Raw genomic sequence first — 26,491 nt, forward strand, 5'->3', positions numbered from 1 at the left:
CATCCGCATCGCACTCATGAACCGCTTCAACGCCCTCGGCACCGCCGAGATCATCCGCGTGGCCTGACGGTCAGTGGGGGAAGGGGCAGTCACGCCTCAGGCGCGAGTTGCGCAACAACGCCGCCACGCGGGACAAGGCTGCCGGACGCTGAATGGCCGCTTCAGAGGAGCAGTCAGTTGCTACCCGGATCGGCCGACTGTTCGGTCAGGCCGTCGGAGGCTCGGCCACCTTTGCCTTGCGTTCGGCTTCGACCGCAGAGACGCGGGCGTGAAACTGTTCCCCGTCGTTTCCGGTCGGGTATGGCTCATCCGGCACCGCGCATCCCAGAAACGTGCAGAGCGGCTCCCATCCCGAACCGAGCTCATAGGTCAGGAGCCGATCTGGACCGAACTCGTCTCGGACCTCTTCAACATGCCGACGGTAAACGCCCATGACGTGTTCGGGATCGTCGTAGTGACCGCCGAACACCGCCTTGCCGAGCTTGTATGGTATCGTGGCCGGGTCGGTTTCGGCGCGCATGATCTGGAGGATCGTGGAATCCATGCTGGCGTACCAACTCTCGGGGGAGCGCCAGGAGAGCACGATCTTCGCATCCGGATAATGCATGGCCAATTCGCGCCAATAATGGGCGGTCGGCCAGTCCACGGTCGCCGAGTATCCCTCGAACACCGCGTCCCAGTCTGGGCTGATAGCACCGCCTAAAATGCCGCGCCACATGTCGACACGATCCTGGTGCGGCAATACCTCGTACATATGATAGCAAGGGTTGTATCCCAGCATCTCGAGCGCGCGTTTCAGCGAATCCGTTCCGGTACGGCCGAACCCGGCCCCGATGACACTCAGCGCCATGGACTACTCCCTTGCCCGGCATGCTCCAAACGGCACGCCACCCAACAGCATGGTCGTCTTTTCAGGTCGGCAGAACAAGTGTTTCGCGTTTTGGTGGCACTCTGCCGTCTACCCAGCGCTGAAATCGGTGTGGAAGCCGAGCCTGTGCTGAAGTTCCGCTGATTTCGGGAGCACCCCAAGAAATCAATGGACCCGGCCGGCCGATCGGCTCCGTCAAGCGTAGGGTCAGTGAGCAGAATCCGGACATTCGTCGCACTGCCGAAGACGGCAAGTGAGAGCTCTGAGCGGACATGCGGCATCGAAGGGGGCGGGCGCCTGGCGGCAGCTCTGAGACCATCGCTCCCGGCCCAGAGCCGACCTTGGCGAAGTTATCGGACGCCGCATCGCAGCTTCACCAAAGCAGCCATCCGTGCAGGCCGCAGCATTTTGGGCGACCAGAGGTCCCGCAGTGCGGACAAAACCGACCTTGCTTACCGCTGATCTCCCCTTGGCTCGAGGGGTTTGTAACAAATGATTTGAACCGGCTGTGTCCGTCGCTCTTCGATGTTGCGGGCGGCATTGCGGACAATTTGCGGAGCCAGATTCCCCAGGAGTATGTGGGAACCGAACACAGGAGCCTCGCCCTTCTCGGCAAGAGCAATCGCGGCTTTATAGCCTTGCAGGTATTTGTCGCCAGTTTCGGTGACTTCAAAGTCCTTAAATCCAGTGCGCTCGAGAACCGCCACGGTATCAGCGGGTCGCATCAGATAGGCGCCGCTTCCATCCTTTGACCATGGAACAGGATGGTAAGGGCTACCGATCTCGCCCAAGCCATGTTCGGTAAGCGCGAAGAAGGCCCCGGGCTTTAGCACACGGAAGGCTTCAGCGAAAAAGAGGTCGCGGTCAGGCACGTTCATCGTAACGTGTTGCGTATAGCCGCCGTCGAATGCTTCACCTGAATACGGCAGTTGCTGGCCATCGCCGTTTCGGAATTTCACCGTTTCTTCCATCCCAACGAGCGCGCTTAGTTTGCTTGCGGCATCGACGAATGGTGCTGTTATGTCTATGCCGTCTACCTGACAACGAAAGCGATTGGCGAGATACCTCGCCGGACCACCAATTCCGCAGCCGATATCGACAATCCTGTCGCCCTCCCTGACCGGCAAGGCATCTGCCAGTTCTACCGTGGCTGGGAAACCTCTGGCGTGGAAATGGTCCACGGGCGCAAGTTGTTCGATCGTCGCGGACTTGGGATCAATCCCAGCCGATTTCATGGTTTCCAGAATGAGGGCATAGATATCGCCCTGGCCCCAGTGATCTGAAATCGCATTCGCGTCTGCCATATCACCCCTCCCTCAAAGTCGGTCCTGAATACTAAGGCGTCGACCAAATCCTAACGTCAATCAGGGTCTTGATCGGGTATTCTACGCGCAACACTGGTTGCCTTGTTGGATGGGCGGGCATGGTACGGTCCCATAGGAGCAATACACACAACAATCCCAATGCAGGGGCTTAAGGATCTGACCACAGGACTTGCACTTGTAGAACCACTGACACGCGTCAGTTGGCATCGTTTCCGTACCCTCATAGCCGCAGTGCGGACACGTCAATGTGCTTTGAAGATTTATCCGCATAGCCGTGAGCTAATCTGCTGCCGCCTCGCGCCGCACCGCGCAGACATGCCGGGCGATCTCACCGATATGGCGGCCGTCGGTGCCGCAGCAACCGCCCCAGACGTTGACATGCGGGAAGCGGCGCGCGATCTCGGCCATCTGACCACCGAGCTCCACCGGATCGCCGTCTTCCAGATGGCCCAGCTTGCACAGGTCGAGCGTCTCCATCGCGACGGCATTTGGCATGAAACCGCCCAGCCGGGACGTCCAGTCCCCTTCGGTCAGGGCAGGTGAAAACTCGGTCGGATGGGTGCAGTTGATCATGTAATAGGCCGGGGCGCTGTCGGTGGCGGCATCTACGGCGGCGATGGCGTTCTCCAACGTCTCCCCGCCCTTCAGCTTTCCACCCTTAGCGACGAAGAAGGAGATGACGACAGGCATATCTGCGGCTTTCGCGGCGCGGGTCAGGCCGATGGCTTCCTCGACGCTCGAAAAGGTCGCCGCAGTCACCACATCTGCACCCGCCTTCTTGAAGGTCAGGATCTGCTCGGAGTGGTAATCCTCCGCCTCCGCGGCATCTGGCGTCCGGCCGACATTGTAGGCATCCCCGCGCGGTCCGATCACGCCGCCCACGATCATGGGCGTTTCGGGGCTGTCATATTCCCGGGCGAAATCATTGTAGAACTCAATCCCGCGGATATTGATCTCTTCCAGCGCCTCCCGTGAAAAGCCTATAAGCTCGCCCCAGTCGCGGCTGGCGCGGTAATGTAGGCTCTCGTTGATGACGCCAAACCCGTTTTCGACCGCAGCCTCAACCAAGCGGCGGTGATAATCCCTCAGGCAGGAAAGGCCGCGCTTGTCATTGAGCAGCTCGAAAGCGCAGAAATGTCTGAGCTCGAAGCCGTCGACATACTGCAGCCACGTCTCGAAACCGCCACCGCAGGTCATGTGATGGCCCTCAAGCTGAGGCAGTGTCCGCTTGTTGCGCATCTTCTCTCCCCTACAAATCGGTCTACAGAGTAGCAGTTCATGAGCTTCATGTCGCCTGCACGAACGGTTCGGCCCGCCGACCAATAAAGGTACCCAATGTCTTATCGGCAGATCGATGGGCGAACAGATAGGGAAGGCGGTATTCGCAGCGTACTCTCCGGGCTCGGAGCGGACTTGCGGCGTCGCAGCAGGGTTAGCACATGGTCGATGTCGTGCGCGCGTAGCTCGCGGCCCTTTGTGGTCCGTCAAGCTTGCCGCAGCGAATAGCTACTTCGAGCCCGGGGGCGGACTGGGCCGGATGAAGCGCGCACGGGGCTTGCAGCCGCGCGGACCTTTCTTTTGCCAGAAGCGTCGCAGAGGCGTATGATGAACGGGCTACCGCCGTCGGGCGGTTCGCGCCCGGATGGCGATAGCGTGCTCCCAGAAGAGGAAAGCGCTGCCATGGAAAACCTGAAAATTGCTGTTAGTGCCGGGGTAGGCATCCTGCTGGCTACCTCGGCCATGAGCCAGACTGCCGATGTCACTGTCGACGGTCTGATGGAGCGCCTCGATGGCGTTGCGCCGGCCGCCGTGCTCGAGAACTCCACGTTGCTGAACATCACCGAGGAGGGTGAAATCGAGGTGCTCCGGGAAGGCACCAACGGATGGACATGCATGTACCCCGGAACCGATCCGATGTGCGCAGACGAAACGTCAATGAGTTTCCTGCAGGCTTGGATGGCCAAAGAGGCTCCTCCGGACACCCTTGGCTTCGTCTACATGCTGCTGGGCGACGAGGGGGCGAGCAACACGGACCCCTACGCGGAAGGAAAGACAGCCGACAACCAGTGGGTGGTCGCGGGCCCGCACGTGATGATCGTCGGCTCGGCTGCCGGGCCGCTGCTCGATACCTATCCGATCGAGGTTCCGGAAGGCGAAGGTCAGCCGTGGGTCATGTGGCCGGGAACGCCATATTCCCATCTGATGATCCCTATGGATTAAGACCCGCAGGCCCTTAGCGTGTTCGAGGCTGGCTGCCCGTCAGCGGGTCGTGCGGCACTTGGTGCGCCCGGTGAGCCGCGTTCGGAATTTGCGGCTGCCCGACCCACTGCCTCGAGGCAGGGCCCTCTTGCCAGATGCAGCGAAAGACACCTCCGAGCCCTCTCCAGGCACCCATTTGGTGGGCGGTCCGTAGTTAAAAACGGTTTCTCGTGATACGAAGGGTTGGATAATAGGACTTTCTGGGAGGAGAAGAAATGGCTGCTTACGAGGGTTTTGCGGACTTGGAAACGAAGGGCTGGTCTGACGATACGATTTCATCAGGCTACGTGAAAATGTTCTCTTCCGCGAGTGACATGGCCATCCCTTCTATCGTGTCCAGCATTGAAAGTTCCGGTAAAGTTCTCGATCTTTGTTGCGGACAAGGCAATGTCACCGAGGCACTTGTAAAAGCCGGGCACGCCGTGACTGGGGTAGATTTCTCCTCAAAGATGCTTGCATACGCGCGCAAGAGGGTTCCGGGCGGAGACTTCGTCGAAGCCGACGCGCAAGACCTGCCTTTCGACGACGGTAGCTTTGACGCTGTCGTCTGCAGCTTCGGCTTGATGCACATCCCTGATCAGCCAAAAGCTCTTGCGGAAATTCGCAGGGTTTTGAAGCCCAGCGGCCAGTTCATAATGACGTCTTGGTTTGGCCCAGATATCTCCCCTGTCTTCCAAGTATTTTACAGCAGCGTTCAGGAAAACGGCCACCCGGCGGTCAAGATGCCTGAGAGCCCGAATTTTCATCAATTTGCAAACGAGGAAACGGCAAATACGATCCTGTCAGGTGCGGGGTTTGACGTGGAAAAGCAGCAACAGATCGACTGCTTCTGGATGTTGGATGCTCCGGAAAGTCTGGCCGAGCTCTTCCAGAACGGGGCTCCTCGTGGTGGGTACCTCCTGTCTCAGCAGCCAGAAGCGAATAATGCGGCAATCAAAGCGGCGGTGGCCGAAAAAGTGCGCGAACACTTCAGCGACGGCGACAAATGGCGCGCTCCACTACCTTCATCTTTAATCGTCGCCCGCGTTCGGTAAAGCAAATCGGGCAACGGCTGCCTTGTCCGCACACCGGACCTTGGTGCATCGCGCAGCGAAGGTCCGCAATCCGCCCTAATCGCGAAAGGAGCGCATCCGACGCGAACGGCCCTTACCTGCCGCTCAAGCAGCAGCACGTCGCTGCAGCGCAGTTACCCCGAACCAGTCATCCGTGGCCACGTGCAGCACAGCCTCGCAGACCAAGGTCAGCAGAGCGGACAAAACGTAGACTGGCTGCCGCTGCGCCAAGGTCTGTATCTGGGTCAGGCGTATCAGAGCAGCAGTCGCAGCGCTGCGCCCAGAACCGAGGCGATCAGCAGGATGCGGATGATGCCCCAGTGCAGGCGGAAGGCCAGAAACGAGCTCAGACCGAAGAGCAACAGCGCGAGCCACTCGATGGTGGCAAGCTCAGGCTGCCACAGAGTGATGGGGCCCCAGCCTGTGCGCGTCACCGTGGTGAACAGCACATGCAGCGCGAACCAGAGCGACAGGTTTAGAATGACGCCCACAACTGCGGCCGTGATCGCCTTCAGCGCGCCCTGCAGCCGTGGTTGGTTCGAGATCCATTCGATGTATGGCGCTCCGGCGAAAATCCACAGGAAACATGGTGCGAAAGTCACCCAGAGAGCGACAATGGCGGCGGTCACTCCGAGGCCAAGCCCCCCCACCTTGAACCCGGCCAGGAAGCCCACGAACTGTGTCACGAGGATCAGCGGGCCTGGCGTGGTCTCCGCCAGACCGAGGGCATCGATCATCTCGGCTGTGCTCAGCCAACCGAACTGCACCACCACGTCCTGCGCCATATAGGCCAGCACCGCGTAGGCACCGCCGAAGGTAACGACGGCCAGCGTGCTGAAGAATGTCCCCACCTGGACAAGGATGTCCGGCGCGCCGAACCAGGTGAGCGCCAGTAGCGGAAGCAGCCAGATCGCAAGCCAGAGGATGATGGTTCTAGCGGTTTGTCGAGCCGACACGTGAGCCAAATCGACAGCGCGACGCTCCACGCGCGCGGCTGCGGAGATCAGGCCATAGAGACCCGCTATCAAGACGATCAGCGGGTAGGGGATCGACAGGAAGAAGATCCCGACAAAGGCAGTCCCCGCGATGATCCAATGCTGCCTTTGGGTCAGTGCCTTTTTCGAGACCCGCAACAGCGCCTCGACGACGATGACCAGGACGGCGGCCTTGACTCCGTAGAACAGGGCCTCGACCAGCGGAACATTGCCGAAAATACTGTAGATCGCCGCGAGCGTCATGATCACGACCGCACCGGGGATGACGAAAAGCAACCCAGCGATCAGACCTCCAATCGTGCCATGAAGCCGCCAACCGGCATAGGTCGCAAGCTGCATCGCCTCTGGCCCCGGCAATAGCATGCAAAAGCTCAGCGCGCTGAGGAACTGTTGTTCACACAACCACTTACGGTCGTCCACCACCTCCTTGTGCATCAGCGCGATCTGTGCGGCAGGCCCGCCAAAAGACAGGATGCCGATCTTCCACCAGACCCGTGTTGCGTCCACGAGAGACGGGGCCATATCCGCCTCGACGTCGTCTGTACTGCTCATGACTCAGGCCCTTGTCGCAGCAGCGGGCCAATCATGACCTTCGTTGGTCGCGTCGCGCGCCCAGCGGTAGAAGGCATCGTACAGCAGTATGCCTGCCTCAAGTTGGTCCAGATCATCGCGAAACATGCGAGACAGACCCAAGGACGCCGCCAGAAGGCCAGCAGCTTCGGGTGCCAGGTCATGTCTGTTGGTGTCGGCTCCCCGCACAATCACGGCAAGCCGTGTCAGGGCGTCATGCCCTATGCCGAACTCCTCGATCATCGTGTCGAAGGTGCAGGTCTCGCCGCGATGGGTCCAGAAGACGCCCTCGATGTCAAAAGGCGTGGCGTCGAAGCGCTCCGCCACATTGGCCACTTGCGAGGCCGCAACATAGAGGATTTGCGCCTTTGGATCGATGAAACGACGTATGAGCCACGGACAGGCGATCCGGTCGATTTTCGGGCGATGGCGTGTGACCCAAACCGTGCGGCCCGATGCATTCGGCGGCGGCAGCTTGCCCGTTGAAACCATCGGGAGCTTCGCGTCGCGCCATGCGAATTGCCCGCCTTCGAGAACCTCGGCCTGAACCCCTGCCGCGCGCAGCAGCGCCGCCGCTCCTTGACTGATCTTGAGACCCTTTTGGCAATAGGCCACGACCGCATGGCCCGTGAGGTCATCAGCCAGTTCGCAAACATCTTTGAACGGATGGCGAAAGGCTCCGGGAATGAATCTTGGATCGTCGTCAAAGTCTTCATCGATGCGCACATCGAGAAGGGTTGGACAATCAGGTGTCCCGATCAGACGGGCCAGAGCAGCAACGGGAATTTCATTATACGACGCCATAGGACATCCTCCATGCAGAGTCAGAACTGGAAGGATGCAAGATTGGGCTGGCGCCTCACGGGGTTCTTGCGCACCCCTGAGAGTTGAAGCTAGAAGCCATCACCTCGGATGTCAAACCCAAGAGCGGCCGTTAGATGCGTCGCAGAAATCCGGAGGTTTGGGCTCGAAGCGGTCATGCGGCACTGCGGCGTGCCGCGCGACCACCCTGGCGGAGCAAACTCGGCGCTCCCGGCCCACTACGGACTTCCGACATCGGCATGTCTGACGACCGCTTCCGGCCCTTAGCGGAACTTCGTGAGCGTCGCAGTGAAGGTCCGGTTTGAGCCCAATCCGACTGATGCTGCAATATGCACCAAGGTCTGCAAAAGCCGGAGAAGCGGTCATTAGACGTTGTACTTTGCGGCTGTCCAGTGATGGATGGTAGCGATTTTACCCCCATTTCAATGGCTTGCACGGCTTCATGTGCAGCTCATGTTCATGTTTCGATCGCATGATTTCGCGCTATGCCGCGCCAAATGCGGGTCGCCGAAGAGAACTGCAGCGTTGGCCGTTGCATCACCCCGTTTGTCGGAAAGCGTGAGGCGCAAGTGGGACTGCGTGGTTTCCGCTCGCTATGGAGTTTCATCTATCAGGAAAGCCAAAAACGCTTTTGGACATATGCCGAAGTACAGCTCTCCAGAGCGATAGCTCCAGACAAAAAAGTACACGGCCGCCCGGTGAGGTGCCCAGACGACCAAAGCCACGTGCGTCTATTCCTTTATTCCAGCGGCTTCGATCAGGGGCGCCCAAACGCCAATCAGATCGGCGACCATCGCTTCGTACTCTTCCGAGGACATCGCGACATGGGTGATGCCGAGATCGGTGAGCTTGGTCTGTACCTCGGGGTCTGCGAAGACAGCCAACACTGTCTCGTGGATCTTGGCGCGCATGTCGGGGTCGATTCCAGCGGGCGCTGAAAGACCAAGCCAGTTCTCGATCACCACGTCATAGCCCTGTTCCTTAAAGGTCGGGACATCGGGCATCTGCGGGTTGCGCTCGGGCGAGGCGATGGCGAGGGCGACGGCTTCGCCATCCTCGATCAGGGCGCTGTTCTGGACGACCATGTCGTAGAAGGAGTCGAGTGCGCCTGCCCGGAAGTCCTGGATCGCGGGCGCGCTGCCCTGGTAGGGGACGTGGATCGACTCGACTGTGAGCGCGGCATCGACCGCCTCGCCGAGGATGTGGGAGATCGAACCAACGCCGGACGAGCCGTAGGTCATCGGCGTGTCCTTCACGAAGGCGACGTATTCTTCCAGCGTGGTGATGCCGGACGACGGCTGGACGAAGAGGCCAGGGGCGGAAGCGCCGATATAGGCGATGTGGGTGAAGCCTTCGATCGGGTCGTAGGGCAGGCTCGCGAACCGTGTCGGCGAGATGGTGAAGGGCGCGTTGTTCGACAGGATCAGCGTCGTGCCGTCCGGGGCCTGCTGGGCGACGTAGTCGGCAGCGACGGTGCCGGCCGCGCCAGGTCGGTTGTCGACGACGGCTTTCTGGCCGTAGGCGGTGTCCAGTTGCTCGGCGAGAAGGCGGGCGACGAGGTCGCTGGTGCCGCCCGGCGGGAAAGTGACGACGATGCGGACGGGCTCGTCGCTCCACGCGCCGGGTTCTGCGAAGGCCGCGCCGGACGAGATCGCGGCGACTGCGAGAGCAGCGGTTGCGGCTTTAATTTTACTGTTCATTGAGATTTTCCTTTCCATTGGATGCCAGTCGCGCCGCAAGGCTGCGGCGTCGGGTTTTTGCTGAGGAGAAAAGTGCGAAGAGGATAATCAGCGCGGTGACCGCAAGGAGCGTGGCGCTGATCGGGCGTTCGAGAAAGACCATAGGATCTCCCCGTGAGAGGAGCATGGTGCGGCGGAGTTGCTCCTCCATCATCGGACCCAGAACGAAACCGAGGAGGAGCGGGGCGGGCTCGAACCGGAACAGGCGCATCACGTATCCGACGACTCCGATGATGAGGGTCAGCCAGACGTCGAAGACGTTGTTGTTGAGGCTATAAACCCCCATGCAGATCAGCACGATGATCGTGGGGTACATGTACTTGTAGGGGATGCGTAGAAGCCGGACCCATATGCCGATGAGCGGCACGTTCAGTATCAGAAGCATGATGTTGCCCACAAGGAAGCTGGCGACGAGGCCCCAGAACATGTCAGGTTGCTCGGTCAGAAGCCTTGGGCCGGGCGTGATTCCATAGATCATCAGCGCACCGATGACGATTGCCATGGGCGGACTGCCGGGGACGCCGAGCGTCAGGGTCGGGATGAAAGCGGTCTGGGTCGCGGAGTTGTTGGCGGCCTCGGGCACGGCGACGCCGGGGACGACGCCGGTGCCAAATTTCTCGCGTTGCGGGGAGACTTTCTTTTCGGCGGCATAGGCGAGGGCGGCGGCAATGGTCTGGCCGGTGCCGGGGAGGGCGCCGACGAAGGAGCCGATGGCGCCGCCGCGCAGGATCGGGGCGAAAAGGGACTTCCACTCGTCTTTCGAGGGATAGAAATCGGTGTAGTCGACGGTTTGGGCGGCAGTGCCGCTGCGCGCGCCCCGGATCGAGGCAATGACCTCTCCCACCCCGAAGAGGCCCATGGCGACGATGACAATATGCACGCCATCGCGCAGTTCGGGGATGCCCATGGTGAAGCGGGTGACGCCGGTCGTCAGGTCGATTCCGATGGTGCCGAGCATCAGGCCGGTCACCACCATGGCGATGCCTTTGAGCGCGCCGCCGTTGCTGACGGCGGAGGCGGCGATGAGGCCGAGAAGGATGACGGCGAAGTAATCGGCGGGTGCGAAGGACAGGGCGAGGCTCGCCAGCGATGGCGAGAGAAAGGCGATGACGATCATGCCGATGATGCCGCCTCCGAAGGATGCGGTGGCGGTAGAGAAGAGCGCCACGCCTGCGCGACCCCGCTTGGCGAGTTGGTGGCCCTCGATGGCGGTGATCGAGGCGGCGGGGGTGCCGGGGACGTTGAGCAGGATGGAGGCGGTGGAGCCTCCGTATTCCGCGCCGTAGAAAACGCCCGCGATCATCACCAGCGCAGGAGTCGGGTCGAGGTAGAAGGTGATTGGCAGGATCATCGCGATGGCCGCCATAGAGCCGATCCCGGGCAGCACGCCGATGAAGGTGCCAAGGAAGACGCCGATGAAGCAGTACATCAGGTTTTCGGGCTGGAGCACCGTAAGCAGACCGCCGCCGAAACTAGCAAGGACATCCATGGCTACATTCCCACGAACGGTTTGAAGGGCAGGTTCAGGAGCTCGATGAAGACCCCCCAGCAGCCGAGCGCGACGACGACGCCGAGGAGGGCCTTTCCTGGGAAGGAGAGGCTGCGGTCGGGCAGGCTGGCGACCATGACGGTCGCAAAGACGCCGGGGACGAGGCCAAGAGGCTCAACGCTGATGGCGAAGACGGCGAGCGATGCGGCGATGGCGGCAAGGCCGACCCAGTCGGGTACTTCCGCCAGTCCGTCGCCCTTGCGCTCGGCGACGCAGATGAAGACCGACAGGGCGGCGAGGACGGCACCGGTCACGAAGGGAAAGGCGCCGGTGCCGAGGCGGGTGGGCTGGCCGAGGCCGAGTTGCCAGCCACCGACCATGAAGATGATGCTTAGCAAGAAAAGCAGCACGCCGCCGATCTCACCGCCCCAGCCGAGGCCGTTGGCGTGGGGGTCTGGTTGTCGGTCTTCGGTGTCTGATGGCATGGACTTTATCCTGTGACCGCGTGGTGGCTTGGCATTGCGCCATTGAGCGTGGCAGGCTTTGCCGGGTTAACGACCGAAGGAGCGCGGGCATGACTGAAGTGGCAGCAAAGGCGGGCGGTATTTCCATTCACGCGGTCGATGTCTCCCGCGGTGTGCCCGCGGACGGACTGTCGGTCCGGTTGCGTCGTCTGGAGCCGGACGCCGGGGTGATCGCCGAAGGGGTCTGTGCGCCGAACGGTCATTTCGCGCACCCCGTGGCCGATGGGACGGGTGTGGTTCGCGGAACCTACGAGGTCGAATTCGGTGTCGCAGAGTTCTTCCGTGAGGCGGGCGTGCCGGTCCCCGATCCGTCCTTTCTGGATGTCGCCGTGTTCCGCTTCGGAATCGATGCGGTACAGGAACATTTCCATCTGCCATTCAAGTTCACACCGTGGGGATTTTCGATGTTCCGCGGTGGCGCGTAAATCTCTGAGCGGTTGGGAGTTTTGGCAGTTTGCCGAAGGTGCCGAAGATCCGAACGCCTCGCATCGTAGGCGGTGTCCCAAGGTGACCGGGATCGTCCCGGCTCTTGCCGTATCAATCTCGCAGTATTGACCCTTAGCCGTCGTCATTCACCCCAAGTCCCCAGCTTGCGGATAAAAGCTACAGCGTCGCTCCATTGCAATCCATGAGGTATTAGGCAATGTTCCATTCGAATTTTTAGAATGATGCAAAACGCGGCAAAACCGCGATTCGCCACATTAAATTTGCACCGCAGTCGAAATCGAATCGGATCTTCGGCAATCGACGGAGCTACTTCGTCCGGGCCGTCTCCGAGATATTCGCGGCTCAGACGCGCTGGAACACACTGCCCCAACCAGTCACACGCGCGGGATCGAGACCAACCTCGCGCAGGCAATGGGCGGCGGTCACGGAAACCGAGTCGAGGACCGGAATCCCTGTGGCCTCCTCAATCCGGGGAGCAACGGGCGCACCACGGAAATTCGTGCAGACGATGGCAATGGCGTCAGGCTGGGCCTCGGCGACCTGTTCCACCAGCGCGCCGACCTGTTCGGGCGGGTAGGTGGCGAAGCTGTAATTCCCCTTGTCATCCAGACGCGCGGCGCTCACGACCTCGATGCCCTGCGATGCGTAATTGGCGATCATGCGGGTCTCGATGTCCTCGATATAGGGAGTTACGACGCCTAGTCGCTTGACGTTCATCTTTCGGAACAGCGCATCGTAGGCGAGGATCGTCGAGGTCGACGGCACACCGGTGCGCTCGGTGATCGCGGCGCAGAGGGCGTGGTCCTTCTCAAGTCCCAGCCAGCTGGCGGAGGTTCCGTTCCAGCAGATTAGGGCCGGTTCCGCCTCGGCGAGGCGTTCGGCGGCCTCCAGGATCGGCTCCAGCGTGAATTGCGACTGCGATGCTTCGGACATGGAGATTTCCACAACCCGAAAGCGTCCGAAATGGGCGCTTGCCGTGTCCCCGAACGAGGCGAACATGGCAGAGGTGTAGGGTTCCAGAACGGTGTTGGAGGACGGCGTGAGCATCCCGATGCGGCGGCCGTTGACGGGCGTATAGGTCATGTCGTCACGCTCGGCTTTGCGCGGGCGACGTGGAGGCCGTCGGGTTTGCCGACAGGCGCGCCGTTCAGCATCGTCGTCTGGCCGCGCAGGATGGTGCGGACTGGCCAGCCGGTGACTTCAAGCCCTTCCCAGGGCGTGTAATCGGAGCCGTGGTGCAGATCGTCCTGCGTGATCCGGCGCGTCAGATCCGGGTCCCAGAGCACGATGTCGGCATCCTTGCCGATGGAGATGGAGCCTTTGTGCTCCAGACCGTAGATGCGGGCGTGGTGCGTGGCGGTCAGGTCGGCGAAGGTTTCAAGGCTGATGCGACCTTTCGAGACCCCTTCGGAAAACAGGATCGGCAGGCGGGTCTCGACGCCCGGAATGCCGTTGGGGATGTTGCGGAACGACGCCCGAGCGCCGGGCGCGTCCTTGCCCGCGCTGTCGGCAAAGCGGAACGGACAGTGGTCGGACGAGAACACGTCGAACGCCCCTTGCTCCAGACCGGCCCAGATCGATGCCTGTTCGCCGGTGTCGCGCGGCGGGGGCGAGCAGACCCATTTCGCGCCTTCGAACCCCGCGCGGTCAAGATCGTCGGCCGTGAGCGTGATGTATTGCGGACAGGTCTCCGCGAAGACCCGAACGCCACGCGCGCGCGCCCTCTGGATTTCGTCCAGCGCCGCGCCGTTCGACACATGGACGATCATCACTGGCACATCCGCCACCTCGGCCAGCGTGGTTGCACGATGTGTCGCTTCGCGCTCGACCGGGATGGGGCGGGTGCGGGCGTGATGGACGGGCTGGATACGGCCGTCGCGCTCCGCCTTGTCGCGCAGGAACTCGATGGCGTCCTCGTTTTCGGCGTGGACCATCGTCAGCGCGCCCTGTTCGCGGGCGACATCCATCACCTGAAGAATTTCGGCGTCCGTCAGCCTCATCCCTTGATAGGTCATGAACACCTTGAAGCTGGTCATGCCCTGCGCGATCAGCGCAGGCAGGTCCTGACCTAAAGTCACCGGGTCAACGGATTTCACGATCAGGTGGAAGGACACGTCGGTGAGGCACTGACCTTCGGCCTTGGCGAGATAGGCGGTCACGGCGTCCCTGAGGGTCTGCCCGTCTTCGGGCAGGCAGAACGGCATCACGGTGGTGTTTCCGCCGCAGGCCGCCGCGCGGGTCGCGGAGGCGAAGTCATCCGCCATCTCGATGCCGGGGCCGGAGGGTTGCGAGATGTGGACGTGGCTGTCGATGCCGCCGGGCATGGCGATCAGGCCGGTCGCGTCGATGACCTCTCTGCCGTCGAGATCGGTGCCAAGCGCCTCGATCCGGCCGCCCTTGATGCCGATGCTGCAAAGCGAAACGCCGCCGGAGGTGACGACGCGAGCGTTTCGGATGACGAGTTCATGCTGCATGGGTTTGGCCCTTGTCTGTGTTTCTGAGGTAGATTGGCGGCGACTTATCCAAGCAGGATTTCCTCCAGCGTGCGCGGATCGGTGTCGCGTGGGTTCAGATCGACGCCAGCGGCTATTCCATCGATATGGTCTTCGATCCGGCGGGCGATCAGATCGGCATCGCCGGACTGCAGCGCTTCGAGGATTTCGGCGTGCTCGTTCTGGGTGCAGACGTCCTGCTGCCGGGTTCCGAACATCTGGATGATCAGCGACTCGCGCGCGACGAGGTCGTTCAGATAACGTTGCAGTGGAGCGTTACCGGCGATCTCGGCAATCAGGGTGTGAAACTCACCCGAAAGTGCGACGACTTTCGCCCAAGCCGCCTTTTCGCGTGCCGTCTGCTCTCGCGCGATGTGCTTTTCGAGCTTCTTCACCGCTTGAGGTGTGAGCTTCTCCGCCGCCATGAGGGCGATGGCCACTTCGATGCATTTCCGCGCGGCGAAAAGGTCTTCCGCTTCCTGCGCGGTGGGCTGGGCGACAGAAGCGCCACGATTAGGTTCCTGCTCGACCAGACCCTCGTAGCTGAGGCGGTCGAGTGCCTTGCGCACGTTGCCCCTGGACGCGCCGAGGATCTCGCCCAGCCGGATTTCGCGGAGACGCGTACCCGGCGCAAGTTTGCGAGTCAGGATCGCCTCGCGGAGAGACTGGAAAATCGCGTCCTCGGACGCGCGCGCAGGTTTCATATATCGATGCCCGGATATTTTCTGTGCCGAAGATACGTGCAAAGTTCGGAGTTTCAAACGATCATTTGTTCGGTGGCGCGAATTAGCAGAATTTCTATAAGCATTTGAATCATTTATTTAATATTGTGGTTTGTCCCAGAAATGCAGCCGATTGTCTGAATTTTGTGCGCAAAAATATCTTGAATTGTTAACAATCGGAGCCTCTCATTGACCTGAGGGCTGACGCTCCCAGGGCCGTGGAACTGCGACCGGGGAGCTCTGGTTTTCGTCGTCCGACTGCCTGCTGCCTAGAACAAAAATGAAAGGAAGACTCGCCGTGAACCATTTCCGTGCAATCGCTACCGCAATGACATGCACCATCGCCCTGACAGGCGTGGCGCAGGCGCAATCCATGCGCCTGATCACCCAGAACCAGGAACAACGCGCGCAATATCCGGCCGAGGCCGAGGCGGTCGCGGCACTTTCGGATGCCGGCTTCGATGTCAGCCGCAGCGAATATCAGGCGGTCGGGATCGACCTTGCCGACGGCCTGCGGCTTCTGAGCACCGGAGCCTTCGATATGGCGACGATCCAAGTCGGCAGCGTCGCCAAGGACGACCCGTTCCTGGAAGGCATCGACCTAATCGGCGTGTCCACCAACATGGAGGATCTCAAATCTGCCGTGGACGCCTTCCGTGACGTGTTCAACGCGCGTCTGGAGGAGAAGTTCGGTGTCACGGCGGCAGCGATCTGGCCGTTCGGTCCGCAAGTCTTTCTTTGCGGTGACGAAATCGCCTCGCTCGACGATCTCGACGGCATGAAAGTGCGGTCGTTTACCGCGTCGATGTCGACGCTTCTGGAGAACCTGGGCGCGACCCCGGTCACCTTGTCCTTCCCCGAAGTTTATCCTGCCCTGCAACGGGGTGTTGCGACTTGCGGCGTGACCTCGCCGACCTCGTCGAACACCGGCAAATGGCCGGAGGTGACGACCCATCTCTATCCGCTGTCAGTCTCCGGTTCGGTTCAGGCGCATATGGTCAATCTCGAGTGGCTGAACGGACTGAGTGAAGAGGCCCGCGCTGCCTTCGATACGGCGATGGCCGACATGGAAGCAGCGCTTTGGGATGTGGCGATCAACACGAACGGCACGGCACAATCCTGCTCGACCGGCGGGGACTGCCCGGAAGGCGGGATCTACACCTCCTACGACATGACGCTGGTTCCGGTGAGCGATGCCGACAAGGCACGCGTGGCCGAAATCTCCGCCTCTGCGGTTCTGCCGGAATGGGCGGAAAAATGCGAGGCGTCCTATCCGGGCTGCAAGCAGCTTTGGAACGACACGGTCGGCGCCGCCCGCGGCCTTTCGATCGACTGACGGCTGATTGACGTGGACGCGCTCCTCAGGACCGTCGAACACATCGCCGCCGCGCTCGCGCTCGTCGCGGGCGCGGCCATCGCTGTGCTGGCCGCGCTGATCACCATCGACATCGTGGGACGCGATTTCTTCGGGGCATCGATTCAGGGCACGGACGAGATCGGCGGATACGTCCTTGCCTTCGTCGGATCGCTGGGAATGGCCCTGACCTTGCTGAGGCGGGGGCATCCGCGCATCGAAATCTTCTTTCGTTTTTTTCCGAGAGTATTACGAGATTGTCTTCACGTTCTGGCTCAGATCGCGATGGCTGGTTTTGCCGCGTTCATGGCCTGGCATGCCTGGGGTGAGTTGCAGACGACGTTGAGGTTCGGAGCGATCACCAACACACCGCTGCAAACGCCGCTCTGGGTGCCGCAAGGGGTCTGGGTGATCGGCATGATCTTCTTCGCCGTGACTGCCTGCCTTGCGACCGTTCACGCGCTTGTCCTTCTCTTCACCGATCGCTCTTCGATTGAGCGGCGCTATGGCGCGCCCACCGTCGAGGAAGAGGTGAGCCAATACGTTCATCCGGAGGGCGACGATGCTCGGGATTGAAGACGCGGCCATCGGGTTTGGCCTTTTGCTGTTCCTGCTCTTCATCGGGCTGCATATTGCCACCGCGCTGTTCATCGTCGCCATCGCGGGCGCGTATGTCTTCATCGGTGATGCGATGATCCGCCCCTTCGGGACGATGATGTGGGGCACACTTAACAACTTCTTGCTGGTCGCGATCCCTCTTTTCGTTCTGATGGGTGAGATCCTCGTGCGGGGTGGCGTGACGGAACGGATGTACCGCGCGCTTGCGGATTGGACCAAACCGCTGCCGGGCGGTCTGTTGCACACCAATATCGCCGCATCGACGGTCTTCGCGTCGATTTCGGGGTCCTCGGTTGCCACCGCTGCCACGATTGGCACGGTCGCGTTCCCGACCTTCCGCCGCCAGAACTATGCCGAGGCTTGGGTAGCGGGGAGCGTCGCGTCGGGTGCGACTTTGGGTATCCTGATCCCGCCGTCGATCAACCTCATCATCTATGGCGCGATCACCAACACCTCCATCGGCGCGCTCTTTACGGCGGGCATTCTGCCCGGAGTCATTCTGGCGCTTTGTTTCATGCTTATGATTGCCACAGCCTCGCTGCTGAACCCGTCCATCGCAGGCAGGCCCGAGCCGATTGCGCCCTGGTCCGAGCGCCGGAAAAGACTGACCGATCTGGTGCCGCCGCTGGTGATCTTCATCCTCGTAATGGGTTCGATTTATCTGGGCTTCGCCACACCGACCGAGGCGGCGGGCGTGGGCGTGATGGCGGCGTTCGCGCTGACTGCGTTCTACCGGACGCTCGGCTGGAAGATGTTACGTGAAGCGATGATGTCGGCGGTCACGACCACGGGCATGACGCTTTTGATCCTTATCGCCGCCTTCTATCTGAACTTCATTCTTGGCGTTCTGGGTGTACCAGCGCAGGTCTCGGCATTCGTGTCGTCGTTCGATGTCACGCCGCTCGCCATGATTCTGCTTCTGGTCGTGCTCTACATGCTGCTCGGCTGTTTTCTGGACGCGTTGGCCATGATGATTGCGACCATTCCCATCGTGCTGCCGGTCGTTACGTTACTGGGATATGACAGCATCTGGTTCGGCATCTTCCTTGTGCTGATGTGCGAGCTGGCGCTGATCACGCCGCCGGTGGGCATGAACCTGTATGTCACCCAGAGTGTCCGGGGCCGGGGTCATGTGGGCACGGTGATCGCGGGCGTGCTGCCATTCGTGCTCTGCATCCTTGCAGTGGTCGCGATCATCGCGATCTTCCCAGGCATCCTGATTTGATGTCCCGACGCGTCCTTGTGGTGAACCCGAATACGTCGCCCGAGGTGACGGAAGCCTATCTGACGGCTGCGCGTGCCTTGGCGCCGGAGGACGTGATCCTCACCGGGGTGACGGGGCGGTTCGGGGCGCGGATCGTCTCGACCGAAGCCGAAAACGTGATCGCGGGTCACTCGGTGTTGGAACTGGTGGCGGAGCATGTGGAAGGGCACGATGCGGTCATCCTTGCGATCTCCTTCGACACCGCTTTGGATGCGCTGAGATCGGTGCTGGGCGTGCCGGTGGTTGGTATTACCGAGGCCGCGCTCCGCGCCGCATCTGCTGGCGGGCGCCGCATTGGCGTTGTCATCTTTGGCGAGGTCAGCCGCGGGTTGTACGAGTCTGTCTTGGCCCGCAAGGGGATCGTGCCTTCGGGGCTGGTCGCCATCGAGATCGGTGGGGCATCGGACTACCTGTCGCCGGAGGCGAAAGACGCCACCGTCGTGGACGCCTGTCTAAGGCTCGAAGGTCAAGGGGCCCAGGCTGTCGTGATCTGCGGTGCCGCCATCGTCGGGATGGCGGCCCGGATCGCCAAGCAGGTGACGCTGCCGGTCTTCGACGGCGTTGAAGCCGTCGAAGCCAGCCTCTCCGCCATGGCCGAGCATGAACCGACGCAACCCGTCCGGCCATTGAGCGAGAGTGTGGGATTGTCGCCGTCGCTGACCCGGTTTCTTAGCGGGGATTTGCTTTGAGTGCGTCGGTCTTCTTTCGCAATGTCCGTTTGCTCGAACTCGATTCAGAGCAGGGAATGTCGTCACCGACAGATCTTTTGGTTCGCGACGCGCAGATTGCAGGGATCGGCCCGGAGGCCGTGCCGGACGACGCTCGCATCATCGAGGGCAATGGCGATCTGTTGATGCCGGGGCTGATCAACGCACACTTCCATTCCTCCGTGAACCACATGAAAGGGCGGTTGCCGTGCCTGCCGCTGGAGCTTTTCATGCTTTTCGAAAGCCCGGCGCTGGAGGCCCTGCGGCCGACAGCACGGCAGGCCTATCTGCGGACCATGCTGGGCTGTATCGAGATGCTGCGGGCGGGCACGACGGCCGTGATGGACGATTGCTTTTTCGTGCCGGAACCCACGCCGGAGATCATCGATGCGGTGGCGCAGGCCTATGCCGACAGTGGAATTCGCGCGACTCTGGCGCTGGATGAGCCTGAGCTTTCGGAATTGGAGAAACTCCCGTTTCTCGAAGAGCTTGCTCCGGAGGCGATGCGGGCCGGGCTGGCCCGGCGGCCCAGACTGAAAGCGGAGGATCTGCTGGCGCTCTACGATCACCTGATTGGGCGCTGGCATGGTGCCGAGGAGGGCCGTATCGGTGCGGCCGTCTCATGTTCGGCGCCGCAGCGCGTAAGCCGGGAGTATTTCGCGGCGCTGAATGCTCTGAGCGTCGAGCACGATCTGCCGGTCTTCGCGCATATGCTGGAAACCCGGCTTCAGCGGGTTCTCGGCCATGAAAAATTCGGTGGCCGGTCGCTGGTGCGGTACACTCACGATCTTGGTCTTCTGTCCGACCGGATGCAGGTGATCCATGCCATCTGGGTTGATGACGACGACCTCGACCTGATCGCGGACGCCGGCGCCAAGGTGGCGCATAACCCGATCAGCAATCTCCGTCTTGGCTCTGGAGTTATGCCGTTCCGTGAGATGCTGGACAGGGGGATTTCGGTGTCGCTCGGGGTCGATGAGGCCATCGCAGATGACGCGATAAACATGTGGTCGGTGATGAAGACTGCCGGAATGATACATACGCTCTCGGGCGACGATCCCGACCTCTGGCCGACCGCGCGGGAGGTGCTGCGCACGGCGACGGTGGGCGGCGGAGAGGTCATGCGAAGGCCCGGTCTGGGAGCGCTGGAGATCGGCGCGCCAGCAGATCTGATCCTCGTCGACCTGTCTTCGCTCGCATTTCTGCCCCTGAACGACCTCGTCCGGCAGTTGGTACATGTCGAGAATGGTTCGTCGGTCCGGACGACCATGGTCGCGGGCCGCGTCGTTGCCGAAAATGGGCGTGTCACGTCGGTGGATGAGGCGGCTCTGTTGGACGAGGCGCGGGAGGTCTTCGGGGGGCTTGCACTTATCCTGCGTCGCGCCTCCGAGGAGGTGTCGGACTTGTTGCCCGTCTATCGCGCGATGCATGATCGTGCGGTTGCCTCGGATGTGGGCATGACGCGGAAGCTCGGGAAGGGACTCGCATGACGCTGCCTTGGACCTTTTCGACTTTGCCGTCACGTCCGAAGGGCACATGGCCGAACGGTGCCCGTGTCGCGCTCTGGGTCGCTGTTGGGATCGAGAGTTATCGCCCCGATGACGGCATCACCGAAGACATCCTGCCGCGCGGAGAGTCACCGGACCTGGTAAACATGGCATGGCGTGACTATGGCAACCGCGTGGGCGCATTCCGGCTCTTCGAAAGGCTGGCTGGGATCGGGATTCGGCCAGCTGTCCTGCTCAACACCGATGTATACGACGAGGCGCCGGAGGTCATTGAAGCTGCCCGAGCGGTGTCTGCCGAGTTTGTCGGGCACGGGCGGTCCAACTCCGACAGCCTGACGGCGCTGCCGCCGGGCGAAGAAGCGGCTTATGTCTCTGAAGTTGCGTCCCGAATCGAGACGGAAGAGAGCGCAGCGCCCGGCGGTTGGTCGTCGCCTTGGCTCGCCCACACGCCAACATCGCTGACGAGTCTCGCCGGTGCTGGGTATCGCTACCTGCTGGACCTGCGGCTGGACGATCAGCCGGTCTGGATGGACACCGGAGCAGGGCGGTTGCTCGCGATTCCATACGCAGCCGAAATCAACGACAGCACGACGATGATCGGGCGGCAGATGGATGCCCGGAGCTTTGCCGATATGATCCGCGACGAGGCGAAGGAACTTCTGATGTCGAAACAGCCGGTGGTGATGAGCGTGGTGCTGCACAGTTTCATTTCCGGTCAGCCTTGGCGTCTGCGCCCGATTGCGGAGGCGCTGGCCGAAGTTGCCGCAATGGATGACATCTGGTGTGCTACGCCCGCGGAGATCCATGCAGCAGTCTTGTCCAATCCTGACCTAGCAGCAGGCTGAGCAATGCACATCCTTTTCCTCAACCCCAACACGTCGGACGCCATGGCCGAGATCATGGCGATGGAAGCGCGCCGGATCGCCACGCCCGACACCCGGATCGACGTGGCCTCGGCCCCTTTCGGGTCCGAATACATCTCCACCCGTGGAGAGGCGGTGGTGGCCGGACACGCTTTGCTGTCGGCGCTAGCCCAAAACTTCGACGGCCACGACGTGGTGATCGTTGGCGCATTTATCCTGCCAGCAGTGACGGCGGCGGCCAAGGAGATGTGCCCGGTACCTTTGATGGCCACCGGCGAGGCGGGGCTGGCGGCAGCGACGCTTCTCGGTCAGTCCATCTCTATCCTTTCTATTGGTTCTCCTGCACGCAGGATGACGGAAGAAACCGTAGCCGCCACGGGGCTTGCCGAGCGGGTCGTGTCGATCCGGGACATCGGTCTGACCGGCACGGAGCTGACGCAGGATCAGGCAAGGGCTGATGCCACGGCTATCGCGCTTGCGAAGGCGGCGGTCGAGGAGGATCGGGCCGACGTGGTCGTACTCGGCGCCGGGTCGATGGAAGGGATGGCCGCGCGCATCCAGCCGGACCTACCGGTGCCGGTCATTTCGCCGGTGGGTGCGGCGGTCTGTATGGCGGAGATGATCTATCGCCTGGGCCTGCCAAAACCTGCCGCCGGGAGCTATTCCAAGCCGAGCGGGATCGCGATGGCCGGGCTCGATCCGGCCCTCACGAAGCTCTTTCGTGGCGATTAATCCTCGCGAGCGATGTGACGGGCGAGGGCCTCGGGCAGACCAGTAGAGGGTTTGCCGGGGGGACGCCGGTAGCTGCCGCCGGACGCACCTTGCGGGGCCAGCCGCGCGAGTGCCGCCGCCTGAAGAACGGCCGCCTGCACGGGGTCGATCAGAACCGCGTCGATTTCGCCGCGAAGGCTGGGAGCCATCCCGGCGAGTGGCGCGCCGGAAAGGATCAGCACATCCGCCCCGGCCTCCATTGCGCGGTGACACTCGGCAATGAGCGGTTCGCGCAAGTCGCTGTCGATCTCACCGATCTTGCCCAGCGGCACATCCGGCGTGAAGGTCCCAGAGAAGCGAGACGTCAATTGAGCCTGACGCACCTGTTCGTTGTACCAGGGCGCCATGCGCGGCGTGAAGGTCACGAAGGCGAAACGGTGGCCCAGCATGCAGGCCGAGAGCATCGCCGCCTCTGTCATGCCGGTGATCGGCATGTCGAAGGCTTCCCGCGCGGGAAGGAGGCCGGGATCGCCGAAGGCGGCGATGACGGCCGCGTCGAATTCTCCGCCAAGTCTTGCCAGCGTGTCCATCACGCCGACCCCGGCGCAATGTGCTTCGGCCCGCGACGAGATGTAGGGAAAGCCGTCCTCCGCCGTCACTGAGACCAGATCAACGTCCGGTGGGAGCGTCGCGCGCGCGGCTTCGTCCAGCTTTTCCGTGAGTACCTGGGAGGTGTTGGGATTAATCAGCAGGATTCGCATCAGTACCCCATCGCTCTCGGCAGCGCCGTCACGACGCCAGGAACCAGCATGCACAGGAACAGCACACCGTACATCGCTGCGATGAAGGGCCAGCTTTCCCGGACGAGCTCGGTCATTTTGACGCCGGTGATCCCGCAGACAACGAAGAGGATCACGCCGACCGGGGGCGTCAGCATCCCGATCACGAGGTTCAGCACGAAGAGAAAGCCGAAATGCAGCGGGTCGATCCCGAACTGCAGCGCGATCGGGTGGAAGAGCGGGACCAGCATGATGTTTGCGGCATTGGATTCCAGGAACATGCCGACGATCAGCATCATCAGTGCCACGAGCAGCAGGAAGACCAACGGGCTGTCGGTGATTTCCTTGATCGCGCCAGCCAGCTTGATCGGAAGCAGATCGATTGTGAAAAGGAATGTCACGGTGGAGGCAAATGCGATCATCGCGCCGACCATTGCAGTCGTCTTGGCGGCTGTCAGCAGCACGCCCGGCAGGTCCGACACCTTGAGCTTCCGGGTGACGAAGAACCCGATGATGAGCGCGTAGCAGACCCCAATGGCCGCGCCCTCCGTCGGGGTGAAGGCGCCCACGACGATGCCTCCGATCACGACGACTGGCATCATGAAGACGATGACGGAGCGTCGCGTCTCGCGCAGCGCGTTGCGCAGATTGAAGCCATCGCCGACCAGCGGGTAATCGCGTTTCCAGGAAATGAACCAGCAGAGCACCATAAGCGTCGCGAAAAGGATCAGGCCCGGGACAACGCCCGCCATGAAGAGCCCGCCGACGGAGACGCTGGAGCCAGCCATGAAGGCGTAGACGATCATCGCGCCGGAGGGAGGAATGATTGGGCCCAGGTTGGCGGCAGCTGCGACAACGCCGGAGGAAAACCCAAGGCCGTATTGCTGTTTCAGGGAGGGAACCAGCGTCGAGGACAGCGCAGAGGCGTCCGCGACGGCCGCGCCCGAGACCGAGGCCAGGCCAGCACCCGCGATGATCGAGACCTGCGCCAGCCCGCCGCGCACGCGCCCGATGAAGGCATTGGCGAAATCGACGAGGCGGTCCATGATCCCGCCTTTGAGCATGAGTTCGCCCGCGATCATGAAAAGCGGGATCGACATCAGCGGGAAGGAATTGACCGCGTTCATCATGCGGCTCGGCATGATCGACGGGTCGAACCCGGCCAGCCAGAGACCGAACAGGGCGGCGCAGCCCAGTGAGAAGGCGAGCGGCATCCCGAAGAAGCCCAGCACGAAGAAACAAGCGATGACGGCAAGGCTCATGGCAGGTCAGGTTCCGGAATGGCGGCGAGGTGCAAGAGATGCAGCGCGGAGTGGAGCGCGCCTGCGATGACGGGGAAGAAGAAAACGGAGGAGGTGATGTCGATGGCACCCAGCCGCTCGCTCCCTGTAGCACCCGCGACCTGAAAGGTGGCCCAAGTGATGATCAGCAGCATCAGACCGGCGAGTGCGCTGGTGAGGCGTTTGATCAGGCGACGTGGCAGGACGGGAAGGCGGTTCACGACCAGGTCGATTCCGACATGGGTTCCGTCCCGGATACCTAGAGGAATGGCGATGAAAATCGTGGTGACGAAGGCGAGGCGGGAGACTTCATCGGCCCAGTCGAAGGAAGAATTGAAGCCATAGCGCGCCACCACCTGCGCCGTGACAACGACCACCATGATGGCCGCCGCCACGATAGCGATGAAGCGCGCGCCATGATCGGCGCGCGCAAGGAACGATTTGACGATCCCGTTCATCGAGTTCAGTTGGTCCCAGCCGACATTTCGCTGTCGAGCAGTTCGACCAGAGCTGGGTCAAGGCGGGCCTTGGTCTCGGCAGCGACGCCCGACACGGTTTTGCGCAGATCAGCGGCAAGTTCCGGGGACACTTCGGTATAGGTCATGCCCATTTCGATGATCTTGTCGAGCGCGGCGCCGTCCTGTTCAGCCGCAAGCGTACGCTGCTCGGCCACGGCGGTGTCCATCGCCTCGGTGACCCAGCCCTGCTGTTCTTCGCTCAGCCCGTCGAACCACGCCTTGTTTGCCACGACAGAAATGAAGTCGAAGAAATGCCCGGTATTGGAGACGTATTCCTGAACTTCGGGGTAGCCTGCGACCTGGATGATCGAGAACGGGTTTTCCTGTCCGTCGACCACTTTCTGCTCAAGCGCCGAGTAGAGCTCGTTCACATCCATCGCCAGCGGGTTGGCGCCGAGCGAGCGGAAGGTGGCGAGGTGGGTCTCATTCGGCTGAAGGCGGATCTTGAGGCCTTTGATGTCGTCGAGAGTTTCGATCGGGCGAACGGAATTGGTCATCTGGCGGAAGCCGAGTTCCATGTAGCCGAGCGACATGATGTCTTGCGCGGCGAGTTTTTCGTCAAGCGCGTCGCCGACCGGGCCGTCGACGACCTTGAATGCCTCTTCGCGGCTTTCAAACTGGAACGGCAGGCCGACGATTTCCAGTTCGGGCACTGTGCGGGTCAGGTATGCGGTGCCGACCCAGATAATCTCGACCGCGCCGATCTTGACGGCCTGCACGTTCTCCGCCGCGCCGCCGAGCTGGCGGGCGGGGAAGAGGTTGACCTCGAATTCGCCGCCCGAGAGTTCAGTCAGCGTTTCGGCGAAGGTTTCCATCGCGACGGATGAGGAGTGATCGGTGGCGAAGTTGCCGGCCACGCGGATGGTCTCTGCCTGTGCGGCGGTCGCAAGGGCAAGGACGGAGGTGGCAAGCGCGAAGATCTGATGTTTCATTTTGGGTCTCCTAGGTTTCGGAATTTAGAGTTGACGTGTCTTCAGTCGCCGCACCGAAGGCGTTGCGGCAGCGCGACCGGATCACCGAAGCGATCTCGGCCAGCGTGGTCGTGAGTTCTTCGAGCGGTGTGGCGTTCAGCCTCCGCTCGAAGGTGGTGAAAAGGGTTTCGCGATCCGGCACCCGATGCAGCGCGATGATGAAGGGATGTCCAAACCGCGCCCGATAGGCGGCGTTCATGGTCTTTAGCTGCTGTGCCTCGAGAGGCGGTAGGCGTGTCAGGCCGAGACGGCCTTGTTCGGAAGTGCTTTCCGCAGTCATGCGGCCTTCTGCGGCCTCCCGCCCGGAAAGCTCCGGGTGGACCTGAAACAACGCGAGGCGCTGTTCCGGAGTGGCGGCGAGGATGACTTCGACAAGGGCCTCGGCAATCGCCGCATCAGATGCGAAAGGGCGCTGATCGACCACGTCCTCGGCCACCCAGGGCGACCGTTCTACGAGGGGCGACAAGGCCGCAAGAGCCTGGTCGCGCCGAACCGAATTCAGCGTGTCGAGAGCGGGTGTCATGAAGTTTTCCGTTTGTATCTGACATCCACGTTAGGGGATTCGGCGCATTGCAATCCATAATATAAAAATCCACACTCCATCCGAAAAATTA

Annotated in this window: 27 protein-coding genes; 10 read left to right on the top strand and 17 right to left on the bottom strand. The window is 61.7% G+C overall.

Annotated features, from left to right (window positions below):
* Positions 1-205 precede the first annotated feature (205 nt).
* The 4 genes from ACFQ4E_RS12405 to ACFQ4E_RS12420 all read right to left on the bottom strand — a co-directional run bounded on the left by ACFQ4E_RS12405 (position 206) and on the right by ACFQ4E_RS12420 (position 3,432).
* Positions 206-850 carry a sulfotransferase family protein gene (locus ACFQ4E_RS12405; RefSeq protein ID WP_386804001.1) on the bottom strand — a complete coding sequence of 215 codons (645 nt, stop codon included), beginning with the start codon at positions 848-850 and terminating at the stop codon, positions 206-208.
* Between the two features lie 470 nt (positions 851-1,320).
* Positions 1,321-2,172, bottom strand: coding sequence for a class I SAM-dependent methyltransferase (locus ACFQ4E_RS12410; RefSeq protein ID WP_386804003.1), 852 nt, complete (start codon positions 2,170-2,172; stop codon positions 1,321-1,323).
* Positions 2,173-2,253: 81 nt separating this feature from the next.
* The gene (locus ACFQ4E_RS12415; protein WP_386804005.1) at positions 2,254-2,463 is read right to left on the bottom strand and encodes a GDCCVxC domain-containing (seleno)protein; all 210 of its coding nucleotides are present in this window, start codon (positions 2,461-2,463) and stop codon (positions 2,254-2,256) included.
* A gap of 9 nt (positions 2,464-2,472) precedes the next feature.
* The gene (locus ACFQ4E_RS12420; protein WP_386804007.1) at positions 2,473-3,432 is read right to left on the bottom strand and encodes a homocysteine S-methyltransferase family protein; all 960 of its coding nucleotides are present in this window, start codon (positions 3,430-3,432) and stop codon (positions 2,473-2,475) included.
* A 441-nt stretch (positions 3,433-3,873) separates the two neighbouring features.
* On the opposite strand from ACFQ4E_RS12420, the gene ACFQ4E_RS12425 reads away from it, so the two are divergent.
* Complete coding sequence (locus ACFQ4E_RS12425) at positions 3,874-4,413, top strand: hypothetical protein (protein ID WP_386804011.1); 540 nt, start codon at positions 3,874-3,876, stop codon at positions 4,411-4,413.
* Between the two features lie 254 nt (positions 4,414-4,667).
* Positions 4,668-5,486 (top strand): class I SAM-dependent methyltransferase, encoded by an 819-nt coding sequence (locus ACFQ4E_RS12430; RefSeq protein ID WP_386804012.1) that lies wholly within the window; start codon positions 4,668-4,670, stop codon positions 5,484-5,486.
* 272 nt (positions 5,487-5,758) lie between these two features.
* Here ACFQ4E_RS12430 and chrA read toward each other — a convergent pair whose 3' ends face one another.
* From chrA to ACFQ4E_RS12455, 5 genes are all read right to left on the bottom strand, one after another.
* Positions 5,759-7,051, bottom strand: coding sequence for a chromate efflux transporter (gene chrA, locus ACFQ4E_RS12435; protein WP_386804014.1), 1,293 nt, complete (start codon positions 7,049-7,051; stop codon positions 5,759-5,761).
* Between the two features lie 3 nt (positions 7,052-7,054).
* Positions 7,055-7,873: a chromate resistance protein ChrB domain-containing protein gene (locus ACFQ4E_RS12440; RefSeq protein ID WP_386804017.1), complete on the bottom strand. Its 819-nt coding sequence runs from the start codon at positions 7,871-7,873 to the stop codon at positions 7,055-7,057.
* A gap of 749 nt (positions 7,874-8,622) precedes the next feature.
* A complete protein-coding gene (locus ACFQ4E_RS12445; protein ID WP_386804019.1) occupies positions 8,623-9,591 on the bottom strand; it encodes a Bug family tripartite tricarboxylate transporter substrate binding protein in 969 nt (322 codons plus the stop codon).
* The gene (locus tag ACFQ4E_RS12450; protein ID WP_386804021.1) at positions 9,581-11,119 is read right to left on the bottom strand and encodes a tripartite tricarboxylate transporter permease; all 1,539 of its coding nucleotides are present in this window, start codon (positions 11,117-11,119) and stop codon (positions 9,581-9,583) included. Before ACFQ4E_RS12450 ends, ACFQ4E_RS12445 begins: the two co-directional genes overlap by 11 nt.
* A gap of 2 nt (positions 11,120-11,121) precedes the next feature.
* Positions 11,122-11,604, bottom strand: a complete 483-nt coding sequence (locus ACFQ4E_RS12455) for a tripartite tricarboxylate transporter TctB family protein (RefSeq protein WP_386804023.1) — start codon at positions 11,602-11,604, stop codon at positions 11,122-11,124.
* Between the two features lie 89 nt (positions 11,605-11,693).
* Between ACFQ4E_RS12455 and ACFQ4E_RS12460 the strand changes: the two genes are divergently transcribed.
* Entirely contained in the window at positions 11,694-12,068 is a 375-nt protein-coding gene (locus ACFQ4E_RS12460; RefSeq protein WP_386804025.1) for a hydroxyisourate hydrolase, read from the top strand.
* A 364-nt stretch (positions 12,069-12,432) separates the two neighbouring features.
* Here ACFQ4E_RS12460 and ACFQ4E_RS12465 read toward each other — a convergent pair whose 3' ends face one another.
* The 3 genes from ACFQ4E_RS12465 to ACFQ4E_RS12475 are packed head-to-tail and all read right to left on the bottom strand — an operon-like array spanning position 12,433 to position 15,286.
* Positions 12,433-13,173: a maleate cis-trans isomerase family protein gene (locus ACFQ4E_RS12465; RefSeq protein ID WP_386804027.1), complete on the bottom strand. Its 741-nt coding sequence runs from the start codon at positions 13,171-13,173 to the stop codon at positions 12,433-12,435.
* Positions 13,170-14,564 (bottom strand): dihydropyrimidinase, encoded by a 1,395-nt coding sequence (gene hydA, locus ACFQ4E_RS12470; protein WP_386804029.1) that lies wholly within the window; start codon positions 14,562-14,564, stop codon positions 13,170-13,172. Before hydA ends, ACFQ4E_RS12465 begins: the two co-directional genes overlap by 4 nt.
* Positions 14,565-14,608: 44 nt before the next feature.
* A complete protein-coding gene (locus ACFQ4E_RS12475) occupies positions 14,609-15,286 on the bottom strand; it encodes a GntR family transcriptional regulator (RefSeq protein ID WP_386804032.1) in 678 nt (225 codons plus the stop codon).
* A gap of 346 nt (positions 15,287-15,632) precedes the next feature.
* On the opposite strand from ACFQ4E_RS12475, the gene ACFQ4E_RS12480 reads away from it, so the two are divergent.
* The 7 genes from ACFQ4E_RS12480 to ACFQ4E_RS12510 are packed head-to-tail and all read left to right on the top strand — an operon-like array spanning position 15,633 to position 22,350.
* Positions 15,633-16,640: a TRAP transporter substrate-binding protein gene (locus ACFQ4E_RS12480; RefSeq protein WP_386804034.1), complete on the top strand. Its 1,008-nt coding sequence runs from the start codon at positions 15,633-15,635 to the stop codon at positions 16,638-16,640.
* Between the two features lie 12 nt (positions 16,641-16,652).
* Positions 16,653-17,234 (top strand): TRAP transporter small permease, encoded by a 582-nt coding sequence (locus tag ACFQ4E_RS12485; RefSeq protein WP_386804036.1) that lies wholly within the window; start codon positions 16,653-16,655, stop codon positions 17,232-17,234.
* Positions 17,221-18,501 carry a TRAP transporter large permease gene (locus tag ACFQ4E_RS12490; RefSeq protein WP_386804038.1) on the top strand — a complete coding sequence of 427 codons (1,281 nt, stop codon included), beginning with the start codon at positions 17,221-17,223 and terminating at the stop codon, positions 18,499-18,501. The genes ACFQ4E_RS12485 and ACFQ4E_RS12490 overlap by 14 nt, the downstream gene beginning before the upstream one ends.
* On the top strand, positions 18,501-19,229 hold the full coding sequence (locus tag ACFQ4E_RS12495; protein ID WP_386804041.1) for an aspartate/glutamate racemase family protein: 729 nt from the start codon (positions 18,501-18,503) through the stop codon (positions 19,227-19,229). Before ACFQ4E_RS12490 ends, ACFQ4E_RS12495 begins: the two co-directional genes overlap by 1 nt.
* Positions 19,226-20,737: an amidohydrolase family protein gene (locus ACFQ4E_RS12500; RefSeq protein WP_386804043.1), complete on the top strand. Its 1,512-nt coding sequence runs from the start codon at positions 19,226-19,228 to the stop codon at positions 20,735-20,737. Before ACFQ4E_RS12495 ends, ACFQ4E_RS12500 begins: the two co-directional genes overlap by 4 nt.
* Positions 20,734-21,600 (top strand): polysaccharide deacetylase family protein, encoded by an 867-nt coding sequence (locus tag ACFQ4E_RS12505; RefSeq protein WP_386804045.1) that lies wholly within the window; start codon positions 20,734-20,736, stop codon positions 21,598-21,600. Before ACFQ4E_RS12500 ends, ACFQ4E_RS12505 begins: the two co-directional genes overlap by 4 nt.
* 3 nt (positions 21,601-21,603) lie before the next feature.
* Complete coding sequence (locus ACFQ4E_RS12510; RefSeq protein WP_386804047.1) at positions 21,604-22,350, top strand: aspartate/glutamate racemase family protein; 747 nt, start codon at positions 21,604-21,606, stop codon at positions 22,348-22,350.
* On the opposite strand, the gene ACFQ4E_RS12515 is transcribed toward ACFQ4E_RS12510, so the two are convergent.
* The 5 genes from ACFQ4E_RS12515 to uraD are packed head-to-tail and all read right to left on the bottom strand — an operon-like array spanning position 22,347 to position 26,400.
* Positions 22,347-23,090, bottom strand: a complete 744-nt coding sequence (locus tag ACFQ4E_RS12515; RefSeq protein WP_386804049.1) for an aspartate/glutamate racemase family protein — start codon at positions 23,088-23,090, stop codon at positions 22,347-22,349. The two genes, ACFQ4E_RS12510 and ACFQ4E_RS12515, sit on opposite strands and share 4 nt — an antisense overlap.
* Positions 23,090-24,370, bottom strand: a complete 1,281-nt coding sequence (locus ACFQ4E_RS12520) for a TRAP transporter large permease (protein WP_386804051.1) — start codon at positions 24,368-24,370, stop codon at positions 23,090-23,092. The genes ACFQ4E_RS12515 and ACFQ4E_RS12520 overlap by 1 nt, the downstream gene beginning before the upstream one ends.
* On the bottom strand, positions 24,367-24,846 hold the full coding sequence (locus tag ACFQ4E_RS12525; RefSeq protein ID WP_386804053.1) for a TRAP transporter small permease: 480 nt from the start codon (positions 24,844-24,846) through the stop codon (positions 24,367-24,369). The genes ACFQ4E_RS12520 and ACFQ4E_RS12525 overlap by 4 nt, the downstream gene beginning before the upstream one ends.
* A 5-nt stretch (positions 24,847-24,851) precedes the next feature.
* The gene (locus tag ACFQ4E_RS12530; protein ID WP_386804055.1) at positions 24,852-25,838 is read right to left on the bottom strand and encodes a TRAP transporter substrate-binding protein; all 987 of its coding nucleotides are present in this window, start codon (positions 25,836-25,838) and stop codon (positions 24,852-24,854) included.
* 10 nt (positions 25,839-25,848) lie between these two features.
* Entirely contained in the window at positions 25,849-26,400 is a 552-nt protein-coding gene (gene uraD / locus ACFQ4E_RS12535) for a 2-oxo-4-hydroxy-4-carboxy-5-ureidoimidazoline decarboxylase (protein WP_386804057.1), read from the bottom strand.
* Positions 26,401-26,491 lie beyond the last annotated feature (91 nt).

It is taken from the genome of Litorisediminicola beolgyonensis (assembly GCF_042679605.1).
In the GTDB taxonomy this organism is placed as follows: domain Bacteria; phylum Pseudomonadota; class Alphaproteobacteria; order Rhodobacterales; family Rhodobacteraceae; genus Litorisediminicola; species Litorisediminicola beolgyonensis.

Bases quoted from the DNA above. Each gene is read 5' to 3' on its own strand.
- ACFQ4E_RS12405 (WP_386804001.1), bottom strand. From the start codon at position 850: ATGGCGCTGAGTGTCATCGGGGCCGGGTTCGGCCGTACCGGAACGGAT.
- ACFQ4E_RS12410 (WP_386804003.1), bottom strand. From the start codon at position 2,172: ATGGCAGACGCGAATGCGATTTCAGATCACTGGGGCCAGGGCGATATC.
- uraD (WP_386804057.1), bottom strand. From the start codon at position 26,400: ATGACACCCGCTCTCGACACGCTGAATTCGGTTCGGCGCGACCAGGCT.
- ACFQ4E_RS12425 (WP_386804011.1), top strand. From the start codon at position 3,874: ATGGAAAACCTGAAAATTGCTGTTAGTGCCGGGGTAGGCATCCTGCTG.
- chrA (WP_386804014.1), bottom strand. From the start codon at position 7,051: ATGAGCAGTACAGACGACGTCGAGGCGGATATGGCCCCGTCTCTCGTG.
- ACFQ4E_RS12465 (WP_386804027.1), bottom strand. From the start codon at position 13,173: ATGACCTATACGCCCGTCAACGGCCGCCGCATCGGGATGCTCACGCCG.
- ACFQ4E_RS12445 (WP_386804019.1), bottom strand. From the start codon at position 9,591: ATGAACAGTAAAATTAAAGCCGCAACCGCTGCTCTCGCAGTCGCCGCG.
- ACFQ4E_RS12530 (WP_386804055.1), bottom strand. From the start codon at position 25,838: ATGAAACATCAGATCTTCGCGCTTGCCACCTCCGTCCTTGCCCTTGCG.
- ACFQ4E_RS12455 (WP_386804023.1), bottom strand. From the start codon at position 11,604: ATGCCATCAGACACCGAAGACCGACAACCAGACCCCCACGCCAACGGC.
- ACFQ4E_RS12505 (WP_386804045.1), top strand. From the start codon at position 20,734: ATGACGCTGCCTTGGACCTTTTCGACTTTGCCGTCACGTCCGAAGGGC.
- ACFQ4E_RS12450 (WP_386804021.1), bottom strand. From the start codon at position 11,119: ATGGATGTCCTTGCTAGTTTCGGCGGCGGTCTGCTTACGGTGCTCCAG.
- ACFQ4E_RS12490 (WP_386804038.1), top strand. From the start codon at position 17,221: ATGCTCGGGATTGAAGACGCGGCCATCGGGTTTGGCCTTTTGCTGTTC.
- ACFQ4E_RS12460 (WP_386804025.1), top strand. From the start codon at position 11,694: ATGACTGAAGTGGCAGCAAAGGCGGGCGGTATTTCCATTCACGCGGTC.
- ACFQ4E_RS12515 (WP_386804049.1), bottom strand. From the start codon at position 23,090: ATGCGAATCCTGCTGATTAATCCCAACACCTCCCAGGTACTCACGGAA.
- ACFQ4E_RS12415 (WP_386804005.1), bottom strand. From the start codon at position 2,463: ATGCGGATAAATCTTCAAAGCACATTGACGTGTCCGCACTGCGGCTAT.
- ACFQ4E_RS12475 (WP_386804032.1), bottom strand. From the start codon at position 15,286: ATGAAACCTGCGCGCGCGTCCGAGGACGCGATTTTCCAGTCTCTCCGC.
- ACFQ4E_RS12420 (WP_386804007.1), bottom strand. From the start codon at position 3,432: ATGCGCAACAAGCGGACACTGCCTCAGCTTGAGGGCCATCACATGACC.
- ACFQ4E_RS12520 (WP_386804051.1), bottom strand. From the start codon at position 24,370: ATGAGCCTTGCCGTCATCGCTTGTTTCTTCGTGCTGGGCTTCTTCGGG.
- ACFQ4E_RS12495 (WP_386804041.1), top strand. From the start codon at position 18,501: ATGTCCCGACGCGTCCTTGTGGTGAACCCGAATACGTCGCCCGAGGTG.
- ACFQ4E_RS12480 (WP_386804034.1), top strand. From the start codon at position 15,633: ATGACATGCACCATCGCCCTGACAGGCGTGGCGCAGGCGCAATCCATG.
- ACFQ4E_RS12510 (WP_386804047.1), top strand. From the start codon at position 21,604: ATGCACATCCTTTTCCTCAACCCCAACACGTCGGACGCCATGGCCGAG.
- ACFQ4E_RS12440 (WP_386804017.1), bottom strand. From the start codon at position 7,873: ATGGCGTCGTATAATGAAATTCCCGTTGCTGCTCTGGCCCGTCTGATC.
- ACFQ4E_RS12525 (WP_386804053.1), bottom strand. From the start codon at position 24,846: ATGAACGGGATCGTCAAATCGTTCCTTGCGCGCGCCGATCATGGCGCG.
- ACFQ4E_RS12430 (WP_386804012.1), top strand. From the start codon at position 4,668: ATGGCTGCTTACGAGGGTTTTGCGGACTTGGAAACGAAGGGCTGGTCT.
- hydA (WP_386804029.1), bottom strand. From the start codon at position 14,564: ATGCAGCATGAACTCGTCATCCGAAACGCTCGCGTCGTCACCTCCGGC.